The 12,845-nt window shown below is 69.1% G+C and carries 14 protein-coding genes; 7 read left to right on the top strand and 7 right to left on the bottom strand.

What is annotated here, in order from left to right; all coding sequences use genetic code 11:
- Nucleotides 1-4: 4 nt before the first annotated feature.
- The gene (locus OG747_RS26545) at nucleotides 5-823 is read right to left on the bottom strand and encodes a trans-aconitate 2-methyltransferase (protein WP_405881908.1); all 819 of its coding nucleotides are present in this window, start codon (nucleotides 821-823) and stop codon (nucleotides 5-7) included.
- Between the two features lie 177 nt (nucleotides 824-1,000).
- Between OG747_RS26545 and tamR the strand changes: the two genes are divergently transcribed.
- Entirely contained in the window at nucleotides 1,001-1,498 is a 498-nt protein-coding gene (gene tamR, locus OG747_RS26540) for a MarR family transcriptional regulator TamR (protein ID WP_405881907.1), read from the top strand.
- On the opposite strand, the gene OG747_RS26535 is transcribed toward tamR, so the two are convergent.
- Nucleotides 1,457-2,224 carry a LuxR C-terminal-related transcriptional regulator gene (locus OG747_RS26535; protein ID WP_405881906.1) on the bottom strand — a complete coding sequence of 256 codons (768 nt, stop codon included), beginning with the start codon at nucleotides 2,222-2,224 and terminating at the stop codon, nucleotides 1,457-1,459. The two genes, tamR and OG747_RS26535, sit on opposite strands and share 42 nt — an antisense overlap.
- Nucleotides 2,225-2,491: 267 nt before the next feature.
- On the opposite strand from OG747_RS26535, the gene OG747_RS26530 reads away from it, so the two are divergent.
- Entirely contained in the window at nucleotides 2,492-2,935 is a 444-nt protein-coding gene (locus OG747_RS26530; RefSeq protein ID WP_405881904.1) for a GNAT family N-acetyltransferase, read from the top strand.
- Nucleotides 2,936-3,067: 132 nt separating this feature from the next.
- Here OG747_RS26530 and galK read toward each other — a convergent pair whose 3' ends face one another.
- From galK to galT, 3 genes are read right to left on the bottom strand one after another with little or no spacing between them, the layout of a single operon-like run.
- Nucleotides 3,068-4,210: a galactokinase gene (gene galK, locus OG747_RS26525; protein ID WP_405881902.1), complete on the bottom strand. Its 1,143-nt coding sequence runs from the start codon at nucleotides 4,208-4,210 to the stop codon at nucleotides 3,068-3,070.
- Between the two features lie 8 nt (nucleotides 4,211-4,218).
- Nucleotides 4,219-5,181: a UDP-glucose 4-epimerase GalE gene (galE, locus tag OG747_RS26520; RefSeq protein ID WP_405881901.1), complete on the bottom strand. Its 963-nt coding sequence runs from the start codon at nucleotides 5,179-5,181 to the stop codon at nucleotides 4,219-4,221.
- On the bottom strand, nucleotides 5,178-6,242 hold the full coding sequence (galT, locus tag OG747_RS26515) for a galactose-1-phosphate uridylyltransferase (RefSeq protein ID WP_405881899.1): 1,065 nt from the start codon (nucleotides 6,240-6,242) through the stop codon (nucleotides 5,178-5,180). Before galT ends, galE begins: the two co-directional genes overlap by 4 nt.
- A gap of 153 nt (nucleotides 6,243-6,395) precedes the next feature.
- Between galT and OG747_RS26510 the strand changes: the two genes are divergently transcribed.
- On the top strand, nucleotides 6,396-8,117 hold the full coding sequence (locus OG747_RS26510; protein WP_405881898.1) for a sodium:solute symporter family protein: 1,722 nt from the start codon (nucleotides 6,396-6,398) through the stop codon (nucleotides 8,115-8,117).
- Nucleotides 8,118-8,157: 40 nt separating this feature from the next.
- Nucleotides 8,158-8,469 (top strand): hypothetical protein, encoded by a 312-nt coding sequence (locus OG747_RS26505; protein ID WP_405881897.1) that lies wholly within the window; start codon nucleotides 8,158-8,160, stop codon nucleotides 8,467-8,469.
- 363 nt (nucleotides 8,470-8,832) lie between these two features.
- On the opposite strand, the gene OG747_RS26500 is transcribed toward OG747_RS26505, so the two are convergent.
- Nucleotides 8,833-9,711 carry a hypothetical protein gene (locus OG747_RS26500; RefSeq protein ID WP_405881896.1) on the bottom strand — a complete coding sequence of 293 codons (879 nt, stop codon included), beginning with the start codon at nucleotides 9,709-9,711 and terminating at the stop codon, nucleotides 8,833-8,835.
- A gap of 33 nt (nucleotides 9,712-9,744) precedes the next feature.
- Nucleotides 9,745-10,158: an ATP-binding protein gene (locus OG747_RS26495; RefSeq protein WP_405881894.1), complete on the bottom strand. Its 414-nt coding sequence runs from the start codon at nucleotides 10,156-10,158 to the stop codon at nucleotides 9,745-9,747.
- Between the two features lie 235 nt (nucleotides 10,159-10,393).
- Here OG747_RS26495 and OG747_RS26490 point away from each other — a divergent pair, with 235 nt between their 5' ends.
- The 3 genes from OG747_RS26490 (at nucleotide 10,394) to OG747_RS26480 (ending at nucleotide 12,810) form a co-directional block, all read left to right on the top strand.
- Nucleotides 10,394-11,245: a helix-turn-helix domain-containing protein gene (locus OG747_RS26490; protein WP_405881893.1), complete on the top strand. Its 852-nt coding sequence runs from the start codon at nucleotides 10,394-10,396 to the stop codon at nucleotides 11,243-11,245.
- Between the two features lie 9 nt (nucleotides 11,246-11,254).
- Nucleotides 11,255-11,461, top strand: coding sequence for a DUF397 domain-containing protein (locus OG747_RS26485; RefSeq protein WP_405881892.1), 207 nt, complete (start codon nucleotides 11,255-11,257; stop codon nucleotides 11,459-11,461).
- 68 nt (nucleotides 11,462-11,529) lie between these two features.
- A complete protein-coding gene (locus OG747_RS26480; RefSeq protein WP_405881891.1) occupies nucleotides 11,530-12,810 on the top strand; it encodes an ATP-binding protein in 1,281 nt (426 codons plus the stop codon).
- Nucleotides 12,811-12,845: the final 35 nt, after the last annotated feature.

The following is a 12,845-nucleotide window of genomic DNA, read 5'->3' as shown; positions in this document are numbered from 1 at the left end:
CCGGTCACGCTCCCTTGTACGCCACGGCGAACAGCCGGCGGAAGGGGAGCACCGTGCCGTACGGGGCCGTCGGATAGGCGTCGCGGAGCAGGTCGCGGTACTCCGTCACAAAGGCGTCCCGGGCCTCGGGGTCGTCCGCGAGCGCCGTGAGGACGGGGCGCAGGCCGGTGCCCTTGACCCAGTCCAGCACCGGGTCCTCGCCGGTCAGGATCTGCATGTACGTCGTCTCCCAGACGTCCACCGCGCAGCCGAGGCGGGCCAGCCGGTCCAGGTAGACCAGCGGGTGATGGACGGAGTCCTCGTGGCGCAGGACGTCGGAGAGGCGGTCCTTCCAGCGGGCGGTGGCGGCGAGTTCGCGCATCAGGGCGTGCAGGGGCGCGTCGATGTTGTTGGGCACCTGGAAGGCGAAGGTGCCGCCGGGGGCGAGCGCGTCGAGCCAGCCGGGGAAGGCGTCCAGGTGCCCTTGCACCCACTGGAGCGCGGCGTTGGAGACGATCAGGTCGTACGTCCCTGTCGGCGCCCAGTCCGTGAGGTCGGCGTGGGCGAAGTCGAGCCGACCACCGCCGGCCGTGGCTCCCGCGTACGCCTCAGCCCTGGCGAGCATCTCCGGGGAGTTGTCGTAGCCGGTGATGTGGGCGGTGGGCCAGCGTTCGGCGAGCTGGACGGTGACGTTGCCGGGGCCGCAGCCGAGGTCGGCGATCCGGGCCGGGTCGGCGGGCAGGGCGGGGACGCGGGCGAGGAGGTCGGCGAAGGGGCGGGCGCGGTGGTCGGCGTGGCGCAGGTACTGGCTCGGGTCCCAGGTGGGGGTGGTGGCGGCAGGCATGGAAGGCCCTCCTCGAATTCACATACGAACATCATCCGTCCAGGCAGGTTCCACGCTCGCAAGAAATTATCTCGACGTCAAGAGACTCCACACTAAGAGGCTCTACGCCGAGAGACTCCCCATCAAGAAACTCCACATCAAGAGACTTCATGTCGACACAACCACTACACTGATCGTATGGAGGACGAGGTCGATCGGCTGGTCGCATCATGGCGCCGGGAGCGCCCTGACCTCGACGTGGAACCGCTCGAGGTACTCAGCCGGGTGAGCAGGCTCGCCCGGCACCTGGACCGCGCCCGACGGCTGGCGTTCTCCGAGCACAGCCTGGAGCCCTGGGAGTTCGACGTGCTGACCGCCCTGCGGCGCGCGGGCTCCCCGTACCAGCTCTCCCCCGGTCAACTGCTCACCCAGACACTCGTCACCTCCGGCACGATGACCAACCGCATCGACCGGCTGACGAAGAAGGGCCTGGTGGAGCGCCTCCCGGACCCGAGCGACCGCCGGGGCGTCCTCGTCCGCCTCACGGACGAGGGCCGCGACCGCGCCGACCAGGCGCTGGCCGGACTCCTCGACCAGGAGCGCGCGATCCTGGCCGAGCTCAGCTGGGCGCAGCGCAGTGAACTCGCGGCGCTGCTACGCCAGTTGACCGCCCCGTTCGACAACATCCCCGGATAGGTCGACGGGCCCGACCCCGGCGCGGCGGGCGAGCGCGACCGCGGCGAGCGTCGAATGCACGCCCAACTTCCCGAGTACGTTCTGCATATGCGTACGGACGGTGTGCGGGGAGAGGAACAGCCTCTCCGCGACGGCCTTCCTGCCCAGCCCCGCGACCATGCACCGCAGCACTTCCCGCTCCCTGGGCGTGAGCGATTCGACGAGCCGCTCGCTCTCGGTGCGGTGCTTGCGCGCGGCGGTCAACTCCCGCAGTACGCCCGTGAGCAGGGCGGGCGGAAGATGCGTCTCGTCGCGCAGCACACCCCGGATGACGGTGAGGAGCCGCGACAGAGAACAGTCCTTGGCGACCCATCCCGAAGCACCGGCCTGCAGCGCGAGGGCTGCCCGGCGCGGGTCGTCCTTCTCGGCGAGCACGACGATACGTACGCTCGGCTGGCCGGAGCGGACGCCCGCGACGAGCGAGATCCCGTCGACGAGCCCGTCCTCGTTGCCCTCCTGGACCGGTACGGCGGGCCGGGCGCCCGGCAGATTGCCGCCCAGGTCGGCGTCGACGAGCAGTACGTCGAATCTGCGGCCTTCCGCGGCCGCCCGCTCCAGGCAGCGCAGCGCGGCAGGGCCACTGCCGGCGGCGGACACGTCGACGTCGGGCTCGGCCGCCAGGGCTGCGGCGAGCGACTCGGCGAAGATGCGGTGGTCGTCGACGACCAGGACACGGATGCGAACCACTGATACCCCCACTGGTCGGGGGACGACCGGCGCAGGTACGACACCCGAAGTGACCCCGAGCCCGCTCGAACTCGGAAAACGGGGTGCCGCAGTCGCACGGCCGCCGCCGTGCTGGAACTGCTACCCCCACTTCGGGCGTCGTACCCGACTGTCTCGCCCCCTGATCAGCACCGGCCCCCACCGGCGCTGTTCACAGGGTACGGCTGGGGGCGAGGAGCGGAAGGCAATTTGCAGAACTGATTGGCCAGTGCGTTTATGGTGAGCCCTATGTTTCATATCGAGACAGGAGACGACAAAGAACGGCGTGATCTGCTCCGCCGACGGCTGCTCGACACCAACACGCAGGCGTCTCCGGTCCTCCGCGCCCTGCGCGGAACCCCTGCCGAACGGGAACTTCCGCTCCATGTCTGGGCCTTGGACCCCGCCGGCGCCCTCGCGGGCGGCCTCGTCGGCCACACCTGGACGACCTGGCTGCACGTGACGTACCTCTGGGTGGACGACCCCCACCGCGGCACGGGCCTCGGCTCCCGCCTCCTCGCCGAGGCCGAGCGCCTCGCCCACGAGGAGCGCGGCTGCCACAACTCCCGCCTGGAGACCTGGGACTTCCAGGCCCCCGAGTTCTACAAGAAACACGGCTACGAGGTGGTGTGCGTGATCCCGGACTATCCCCCCGGAATCACGGAATACACCTTGACCAAGCCGCTGCCCTGACCAGGACTCCCCCGCCTGCGAACACCGGTCACCCCGAGGCTCTTAGGGGCGCGGGGCTGTGACATTGTGCGGCTCCGCCGCGTGGGCGCGCCCAGCCCCCACCCACCCGCAGACAAAGAACACACCCGAGCGTCAGCTCACACGGCGGGCGCCCGCCGAGGGCACCGCCGGGAAGACCCGAGGAGCCGTATAACCGGCGGAGCCGAACGCCTCGGTCACCGCCTTCGTCACCGTGTCCACATCCGCCGACTCCACCAGCACGATCGCCGAGCCGCCGAAGCCGCCGCCCGTCATCCGCGCCCCCAGCGCCCCCGCGGCATTGGCCGTGGAGACAACCAGGTCCAGCTCCTCGCAGGAGATCCGCAGGTCGTCACGGAGCGAGGCGTGCCCGTCCGTGAGCACGGGCCCGATCGCCCGTACGTCACCGGCGTCCAGCAGCGCTATGACCCGCTCCACCCGGTGGTCGTCCGAGACGACATGACGTACGTAACGGCGTACCCGCTCGTCGGACAGGCGCGCGAGCGCCGCGTCGAGCTCCTCGTACGCGACATCCCGCAGATGCGAGACCCCGAGCTGCCGCGCGCCCTCCTCGCACCCTTCGCGCCGCTCGGCGTACGCCCCGTCGCCCAGCGCATGCTTGACGCGCGTGTCGACGACCAGGAGCTCCAGTCCGTCGGCCGCCAGGTCGAAGGGGACCTGCCGGATGGACAGGTCGCGGCAGTCGAGGTGCAGGGCATGCCCCTCGGTGCAGCACGCGGAGGCCGTCTGGTCCATGATCCCGCAGGGCACGCCGACGAAGTCGTTCTCGGCGCGCTGGGAGAGCCGGGCCAGTTCGGGCCCGGTGAGGCCGAGTTCGTACAGGTCGTTGAGGGCGAGCGCCGTCACGACCTCCAGGGCGGCGGAGGAGGACAGGCCCGCGCCCGTCGGCACGGTCGAGGCGAGATGGACATCCGCGCCCGTCACCGCGTGCCCCGCCTCGCGCAGCGCCCAGACCACACCCGCCGGGTACGCGGCCCAGCTGGTGTTGGTCAGCGGCACGAGCTCATCCACCCGCAGCTCGACGACCGGGCCCTCGATGTCGGCCGAGTGCAGCCGCAGGACACCGTCGTCGCGCCGCGAGACCGCCGCGACCGCCGTGTGCGGCAGGGCGAGCGGCATCACGAACCCCTCGTTGAAGTCCGTGTACTCGCCGATCAGGTTGACGCGGCCGGGAGCCGCCCAGACACCCTCGGGCGCGGCCCCGTACAGCTCCTCGAACCCCTCGCGTACGCCCACCGAATTACCTACCGCTCCTTGTTCTGAGCGAACGCCCACGCGTCCGCGACGATCCCCGCGAGATCCGCGCGGGACGGGTTCCAGCCGAGCCGCTCGCGCGCGGTCGCCGCCGAGGCGACGAGCACGGCCGGGTCACCGGCCCGGCGCGGGGCCATGACCTCGGGGATCGGGTGCCCCGTGACCTGGCGGACGGTCTCGATGACCTCGCGGACGGAGAAGCCGTTGCCGTTGCCGAGGTTGCAGATGAGGTGCTCACCGGCGGTGGCCGCCTCGACGGCCAGCAGGTGGGCCTCCGCCAGGTCCGCGACGTGGATGTAGTCGCGGATGCAGGTGCCGTCCGGCGTCGGGTAGTCGTCGCCGAAGACGGAGATCGCGTCCCGGCGTCCCTGCGCCACCTGGAGGACGAGCGGGATGAGGTGCGACTCGGGGTCGTGGCGCTCGCCCTGCGCCCCGTACGCGCCGGCCACGTTGAAGTAGCGCAGCGAGACGGCGCCCAGTCCGTGGGCCGCCGCCTCACCGGTGATCATGTGGTCGACGGCGAGCTTGGAGGCGCCGTAGGGGTTGGTGGGCCTGGTCGGCGCGGACTCGACGATCGGGGTCTGCTCCGGCTCGCCGTACGTGGCGGCCGTGGAGGAGAAGACCAGCTTGCGCACGCCCGCCTCGCGCATCGCCCCGAGCAGCGCCATGGTGCCGCCGACGTTGTTCTCCCAGTAGTTCTCGGGCTTCACGACGGACTCGCCGACCTGCGAGAACGCGGCGAAGTGGAGGACGGCGTCGTAGGAGGAGTCCAGCCACTTGGCGGCGTCGCGGATGTCGCCCTCGATGAAGGTGGCCCCGGCGGGCACGCCCTCGCGGAAGCCGGTGGAGAGGTTGTCGAGGACGGTGACCTCGTGACCGGCCTCGATCAGATGCTGCGCGACCACGCTGCCGACATAACCCGCGCCACCCGTGACCAGGTACTTCCCACTCATGAACTCGCTACCTCTCGCAGTCGCTGGGCCGCGGCTTCCGGCGGCACGTCGTTGATGAACACGCTCATGCCGGACTCGGAACCCGCGAGGAACTTCAGCTTGCCGGAAGTGCGGCGAATGGTGAAAAGCTCGAGGTGAAGCGCGAAGTCGTCCCTGCTCACACCCTCGAACTCCGCCAGCGCGCCGAACGGCGCCTGGTGCCAGGCGGCGATGTACGGCGTCGGAGGCTCGCCCTCACCGAAGATCCGGTCGAAGCGCCTCAAGAGTTCCAGATAGACCTGGGGGAACTCTGTGCGCGCTTCCTCGTCGAGCCCGAGCAGGTCGGGCACCCGCCGCTTGGGGTAGAGGTGGACCTCGTAGGGCCAGTGCGCGGCGTACGGCACGAAGGCCACCCACTGCTCGGTCTCCAGGACGATCCGGTCGCCCTCGGCGAGCTCCCGCGCGATGACCTCGTCGAAGAGGTTCTCGCCACCGGTGGCCTCCTTGTGCGCGGCCAGCGAGCGCAGCATCAGCGCCGTACGCGGGGTGGTGAACGGGTAGCCGTAGATCTGGCCGTGCGGGTGACCGAGGGTGACGCCGATCTCCTCGCCGCGGTTCTCGAAACAGAAAACCTGTTCGACGGAGGGGAGGTGAGACAGCTCCGCCGTCCGGTCCGTCCACACCTCCAGCACCAGCCCCGCCTGCTCCTCCGTCAGGTCGGCGAAGGACGAGTCGTGGTCGGAGGTGAAGCAGACGACCTCGCAGCGTCCGGAGTCGCCGGCGAGCGAGGGGAAACGATTCTCGAAGACGACGACGTCGTACGAGGAGTCCGGGATCTCGCTCAGCCGGTCGCCCTGCGAGGGGCAGAGCGGACACTCGTTCGCCGGGGGGTGATACGTCCGCCCCTGGCGGTGCGAGGCGATCGCGACCGAGTCGCCGAGCAGCGGGTCGCGGCGCACCTGGGAGCTGGTGACGGTCGGCTCGAGCGGACGACGGTCCACCGCGTCGCGCACCGTGTCGTCGCGTGAGTCGTAGTAGATCAGCTCACGACCGTCGGCGAGCCGGGTCGAGGTCTTCTTCACCGCTGGACTCCTCATCCACACCACACTCAACCACCAAACAGAAACAAACACAACAAACCACAAAGCAACAGCAACGTCAATGCCCGCAGGGGTTCGGGGGGTGTCCGTGAAGCTGGAGCAGCGTTGTGGGGCGCACGGGGCATAGATAGCGGCATGCCTACCCCCACCTACCTGGCAGACGGCCCGACCCACCTGGCGAACGGCTCCGCCCGCCTGGCCGCCGAGCTCCGGCTCCCCACGAACGGGCTCGACTACACGATCCTCGGCATCTATTTCGTCGTCGTGCTCGGCATCGGCTTCGCCGCGAAGCGCTCGGTCAGGACGAGCCTCGACTTCTTCCTCTCCGGGCGCTCGCTGCCCGCCTGGATCACCGGCCTCGCGTTCATCTCGGCCAACCTCGGCGCGACCGAGATCCTGGGGATGGCCGCCAACAGCGCGCAGTACGGCGTCTACACCGTGCACTGGTACTGGATCGGCGCCATCCCCGCCATGGTCTTCCTGGGCCTGGTGATGATGCCCTTCTACTACGGCTCGAAGGTCCGCTCGGTCCCGGAGTTCCTGCTTCTGCGCTTCGACAAAGCGGCACACCTGCTGAGTTCGATCCTGTTCGCCTGCGCGGCGATCCTGATCGCGGGCGTCAACCTCTACTCGCTCGCGATCGTCGTAGAGGCACTCCTCGGCTGGCCGCAGTGGGTGGCGATCGTGGTGGCCGGCTTCTTCGTCCTGGCGTACATCACGCTCGGCGGCCTGTCCTCGGCGATCTACAACGAGGTGCTGCAGTTCTTCGTGATCCTCGCCGCGCTGATCCCGATCGCCGCACTCGGCCTGAAGCGGGTGGGCGGCTGGGACGGCCTGACCGACGCACTCGACAAGACCCACGGCTCCAACTTCACGACGGCCTGGGGCGGTACGGGCATCGGTGAGACGAACCCGCTGGGCGCGAACTGGCTGACCATCGTCCTCGGCCTCGGCTTCGTCCTCTCCTTCGGCTACTGGACGACGAACTTCGCGGAGGTGCAGCGAGCGCTCTCGGCGAAGAACCTGTCGGCGGCCCGGCGCACCCCGCTGATCGCCGCGTACCCCAAGATCTTCATCGTCTTCCTGGTGATGATCCCGGGCCTGGTGGCGGCCGTCCTGGTCCCGAAGATCGGCACGAGCGGCTCGAACCTGCAGTACAACGACGCGGTCCCCTACCTGATGCAGGCGCTACTGCCGAACGGCGTCCTGGGCATCGCGGTGACCGGCCTCCTCGCCGCCTTCATGGCGGGCATGGCGGCCAACGTCTCGTCCTTCAACACGGTCTTCACGACCGACATCTGGGGAAAGTACGTGGTGAGGGGCCGAGAGGACTTCTACTACGTCCGTTTCGGCCGCCTGATCACGGTGGTCGGCGTGCTGGCCTCCATCGGCACGGCGTTCCTGGCGTCGTCCTTCTCCAACATCATGAGCTACCTCCAGGCGCTCTTCTCCTTCTTCAACGTGCCGATGTTCGTGGTCTTCGTCGTCGGCATGTTCTGGAAGCGGGCGTCGGTGAAGTCGGGCTTCTGGGGCCTGCTGGCAGGCACGACGGCGGCGATGGTCAACTACTTCGTCATCTACAAGCACGGGATCATCGGCATCCCCTCCGACCAGGGCGCCAACTTCGTGTCGGCGATCGCGGGTTTCGTGGCCGGCGCGGTGGTCATGGTCGCGGTCTCGCTCGTCACCGCCCCCAAACCGGCGGAAGACCTCCAGGGCCTGGTCTACGGCACGCGCTCCCCCGGCATGGCCGAGCCGCCCGCCGTCGGCGACGACGCCTGGTACCGCAAGCCGGCCCTGCTGGGCTGGGGCGCGCTGATCCTGGCGGCGGTCTGCTACATCCCGTTCTCATTCTGATCGCCCAGATCTCGCCCCGACGAGGGAGGCTTAGGAACCCATGTCCGACCACTACTCGGACCGCGACGTCCAGCGCGAGGTCACGGAGCTGGAGCACCAGTCCACGACCGCGACCCGCCTCTTCGACATCCGCACCGTCATCGGCGGCCTGTTCGTCGTCTACGGCATCATCGTCACCGTCGCGGGCCTCACCGCCTCCGACGCCAGCCTCGCCAAGGCCCAGGGCGTCAACATCAACCTCTGGACGGGCCTGGGCATGCTGGCCCTGGGCGTGTTCTTCCTGGTGTGGCTGTGGCTGCGCCCGTTGGCACCACCGGTGCCGTTCCCGGATGAGGAGGGGCCGACGGAGTAACGGTCGTACGTGGGGCCGGGGTTCTCCAAGGATTCCGGCCCCGGACGGCTATGCGGCGCTTCGGGGGTGAAGAGGTCGGCCGGATCGGTCACTTCGAAGGCGCGATCGCGCAAGATCTGGAGCCGCTCCAGATCGGTGGTCGCGAACACCCTGGCATTGACGTCAGGTGGCGCCTCAATGCCCCGCCAGTACAGGAGTTTCAGGACGATGCGCTGCAGGCGCCCCCGTTCGAAGCGCTCCGCATAGCCCTCGGTCCAGGCCTGCTCGGCGGCCTCCAGCCATGCTCGTCGTACCGTTGGGTGCCAGATGTACGAGGGCAGCCTCCAGGGCGCCGAGTCCTGTTGTTGGCTACCGTCCTTCTCCTCAGGCCCCGTCGTCATCGAACAGTTCGGTGGCTTCGGTCACGTGGATGGCTCGTTCCCACCAGATCTTGAGCTGGTCCACGTCGGAACATGCCTTTACCCGGAGCCGGACAGAGTCGGGAACTTGGAGGCCGCGCAGCTCCAGGGTCCTCAGAGTCATCTCGGCCCGCTCCTCGACACGCGTCTCTTCCCTCACCTTCTCCGCGGCCGGGTTCTTGAAGAAGTAGTTCACCGGAGCCATCAGGTCCCTCCAAATCTCCTTCGCCTGGGAATCCACCAGGCCAGACGTCACGAGCTGTACGAGCAGAGCCGCGCTTGCCGGGTCAATCGTCTCCAGAGCCGCCGCGAGTGGTCCCAGTATCGCAGCGGCACGCGGCCCTTTACCATGCGTAATCGCCGAGAGCACCGCGAGCGACACGTCCTGCGCGGCCTCCTTCTCGTCGGTGATCACCGGCACGTTGTCCGGTCCGAGAACCATCGGCCGTACGACGAGCGAGGCCCAGCCGGGCAGACCGAACCGGATGGGCTGTGCGGCCCACCGCGCGGTGGAGCTGCTCTGGGTCATCACGACCAGCACCGGCTCACAGCGGTACTCCTCGTAGAGGTACGAGAGGTAGTACGGCCAACTCCCGCGCTTCCTCTCGTCCTTCTTGCCCTGCGACTCCAGCACCAGCAGATAGTCGCCCTCCTTGGTGTTCACCCGCACCAGGCTGTCCACGCGCCGCTCGACCGGCTCGATCTCGGTCAAGTCCGTGTTGAGCACCGTGAAGCCGCACGGCTCCGGGAACGGCACATGGAACAGCCGCTGAAAGTTGCGGATCAACCCGGCCGTGTCCTTCTGGCCGAAGTGGTGCAGCGCCTCATGCGACGAGCTGACCATCAGCCCTCCTTCCTGTACGACGTGATCAACGAGCTACGCGGCGGCGAGGTCACACCACGCGTACTTGCCGCGCTGCCCGTTCCTGGCCAGCGGCTGCCAGCCCCACAGATCGGCACAGGCCCGCACGAGGCCGAGGCCGCGGCCCTCCTCGGCATCGGTGAGTCGGTCCCACGGCAGGGACGGCTCGGGCGGCTGGGGGTCCGCGTCCCAGGCGCCGATACGCAGGACCCCGGCCCGCCACTGCACCCGTAGCGCCGCCTGGCCCTTCGTATGCCGTACGGCGTTGGAGACCAGCTCGGCCGCGATCAGCTCGGCGGCGTCGGTGAGGCGGATCAGGCCGTGCAGGGTGAGGATCAGGCGGACGGTACGACGACTGACGGTGACGGCGCGGAGGTCGTGGGGGATGTACATCATGTACTCCCAGGGTTCGGCGACGGTTTCGGGCATGGGTGAACTCCGTTCGGGCGGTGGGGGGTTGGAGATACGCGGCGATGGCGGGCGGTGGCATGGCCGCAGCCGTCGTGGCAGGACGGAGTGGTGCGCTTCCGGTACCCCGGGGTTTCGCAGCGTGTGCGTCGCGTCACTGACGGTATTTCCTAACTTTAGGAATACGCAACACGCTGCCGTATTCTGACCCCCGAACGAGGTACACACACGGGACAGTTGGGACGAGGGGGTGTTGATGCCGCCGAAGAGACATCTCACGGCCCGCAGAGTGCGACTGGGCGCCGAACTGCGCAAACTGCGTGAGGCGACGGGCATGAAGGCCCGGGAGGCCGCCGAGTTGCTCGGTGCCGATTCGGTCCAGATCAGCCAGATCGAGTCCGGCGTCGTCGGCGTGAGCGCGGAACGCGTGCGCCGTCTCGCCGCCCATTACGCCTGCACCGACGAGGCGTTGATCGAAACCCTCGTGACCATGGCGACCGACCGGACTCGGGGCTGGTGGGAGGAGTACCGAGGGGTGTTGCCGCCGGTGTTCCTGGATGTCGCCGAGTTGGAACACCACGCAACGTTCCTTCGCGAGGTGGTGATCACGCACGTCCCGGGGCTCCTACAGACCCCTGACTACGCCCGGGCGATCTACTCGTACATGGTCCCGGGGCTGCCCGAGAGCGAGTTGGAGCCTCGCGTGGAGCAGCGCATGCGGCGACGCGTCGCGATCGAGGGCGACGATCCCACTCCGTACGAGACGATCATCCACGAGGTCGCCCTGCGCATCCGCGTGTCCGGCCGGTCGGTCGCCCGCGCTCAACTCCGCCAGATCCTGGACCAGATCGAGCGCGGTCACGCCACCGTGCGGATCATCCCCACCGACCAGGACGGCTTCGCCGGGGCCGGAGCCTCGATGATGTACACCGGCGGCCCGGTGCCCCGGTTGGACACCGGTTTGCGCGATGCCCCGACGGGCACCGCGTTCATCGACGCCGAACCCCAACTGGAGCAGCTTCGAACGCTCTTCCGTAGGGTGGAAAAGGCTTCGCTGGACCCCGCGGCGTCGCGGGACTTCATCCACCGTCTGTCAAAGGAACTGTGAGGCGCTTCCATGACCCAGACCCTGCATTGGCAGAAGTCCACGTTCTCCGACGGCGGTGACGGCAACACCTGCCTCGAACTCGCCACCACCACCCCCGCCACCATCCACCTCCGCGAGAGCGAAGAACCCGCCACCCACCTCACCACCACCCCCACCCCCCTCTCCCACCTCCTCCACCACATAAAGACCGGCGGGCTCGGTACGCCCCTGGCCTGATCGTCGGGCCCTCCGGTCGCCCGGCGTTCGATCTGCGCGGAGAATGAGTAGTCGGCGAGGTGGCGATGATGCCGACATGGCGACTGCGGGACTTCCGCGACGACGATCTCGACCGCGCCATCCAGATCTGGGATCAGGACCGGCAGACGGACGATTCGCCTCCCGTGTTCCCCGTCTCCGAGGTCATGGCCGCCGCCCGGACCGGCGGGCCCGCGGTGGTCGCGGTGGTCGGCGAGGACCTGGTGGGCATGGCGGTGGCGCAGGCCCAGGGCGAGCGGGCCTGGATCACGCTGGTGGCGCTCGCGGGGAACTGGCGCAGCCGTGGGATCGGAAGCGCCCTGATCGCCGAGCTCGAACGGCGCCTGCGCACGCAGGGGATACGCCGGATCGGCGCGCTGCTCGCCCCCGGGGTCACCGGAACCGCGGCGCTGGAGAACTCCGGCTACCGGACCCGTGACGGATTGGTCTTCTACGAGAAGGTCGAGCACCTCGGCGCGAGCGATGCTGGTCTCCTCGCGGAGCTCGGCGGGAGGGTGCAGCCGGGGGGACTCTGGGGTGCCCTCGCGGGGATGGAGCGGGAGAAGGAAGCCATCGAGCGGCGGATCGTGCTGCCGCTGGCCGAGCCCGCGCTGGCCGACCGGTACGGGGTGACGCCGCCGAAGGCGGTCATCCTCTTCGGCCCGCCGGGCACCGGCAAGACCAGCTTCGCCAGAGCCGTCGCCTCCCGGCTGGAGTGGCCGTTCGTGGAACTCTTCCCCTCCCGGCTCGCGGCGGACGGTAGCGGGGGCCTGGCCGCCTCGCTACGGGACACGTTCAACGAGTTGGCCGGGCTGGAGACCGTCCTCCTGTTCATCGACGAGGTCGAGGAGATCGCCGGCGTCCGGTCCGGTGTGGCCGTCGACCCCGGCCACGGAGTCACCAACGAACTGCTCAAGCTGATCCCCGGCTTCCGCGACCACGACGACCGTCTGCTGATCTGCGCCACCAACTCCGTCCGCTCCCTCGATCCGGCGTTCCTGCGCCCTGGCCGGTTCGACTACGTCATACCGGTCGGTCCCCCCGATCCGGTCGCCCGGGAAGCGATCTGGCGGCGCTATCTCGGCCGCGCCGCCGACGGGGTCGGGCTGCACCGGCTGGTGGCGGCCAGTGAGATGTTCACGCCCGCCGACATCGAGTTCGCCGCCCGCAAGGGCGCCCAAGCCGCGTTCGAACGCGAGGTCACCGAGCGCCGGGGCGCGCCGGCCGGCACCGAGGACTACCTCGCCGCCATCGCCGACACCCGTCCCTCGCTCACCGAACAGGCGCTCACCGAGTTCAGAGAGGACATCGAGCAATACGTGCGCATGTGATGCCGGGTTCTCCTGAGCGCGATCAGCGCCTCGCC

Origin of the sequence: Streptomyces sp. NBC_01384, assembly GCF_045040035.1 — a bacterium.
Classification (GTDB): Bacteria; Actinomycetota; Actinomycetes; order Streptomycetales; family Streptomycetaceae; genus Streptomyces.
The sequence above is the reverse complement of the archived record's forward strand: the minus strand, read 5'-3'. Positions and strand labels throughout refer to the sequence as shown.

Bases quoted from the DNA above. Each gene is read 5' to 3' on its own strand.
- OG747_RS26500 (WP_405881896.1), bottom strand. From the start codon at position 9,711: ATGGTCAGCTCGTCGCATGAGGCGCTGCACCACTTCGGCCAGAAGGAC.
- OG747_RS26480 (WP_405881891.1), top strand. From the start codon at position 11,530: ATGCCGACATGGCGACTGCGGGACTTCCGCGACGACGATCTCGACCGC.
- OG747_RS26530 (WP_405881904.1), top strand. From the start codon at position 2,492: ATGTTTCATATCGAGACAGGAGACGACAAAGAACGGCGTGATCTGCTC.
- tamR (WP_405881907.1), top strand. From the start codon at position 1,001: ATGGAGGACGAGGTCGATCGGCTGGTCGCATCATGGCGCCGGGAGCGC.
- OG747_RS26490 (WP_405881893.1), top strand. From the start codon at position 10,394: ATGCCGCCGAAGAGACATCTCACGGCCCGCAGAGTGCGACTGGGCGCC.
- galE (WP_405881901.1), bottom strand. From the start codon at position 5,181: ATGAGTGGGAAGTACCTGGTCACGGGTGGCGCGGGTTATGTCGGCAGC.
- OG747_RS26485 (WP_405881892.1), top strand. From the start codon at position 11,255: ATGACCCAGACCCTGCATTGGCAGAAGTCCACGTTCTCCGACGGCGGT.
- OG747_RS26545 (WP_405881908.1), bottom strand. From the start codon at position 823: ATGCCTGCCGCCACCACCCCCACCTGGGACCCGAGCCAGTACCTGCGC.
- OG747_RS26510 (WP_405881898.1), top strand. From the start codon at position 6,396: ATGCCTACCCCCACCTACCTGGCAGACGGCCCGACCCACCTGGCGAAC.
- OG747_RS26505 (WP_405881897.1), top strand. From the start codon at position 8,158: ATGTCCGACCACTACTCGGACCGCGACGTCCAGCGCGAGGTCACGGAG.
- OG747_RS26495 (WP_405881894.1), bottom strand. From the start codon at position 10,158: ATGCCCGAAACCGTCGCCGAACCCTGGGAGTACATGATGTACATCCCC.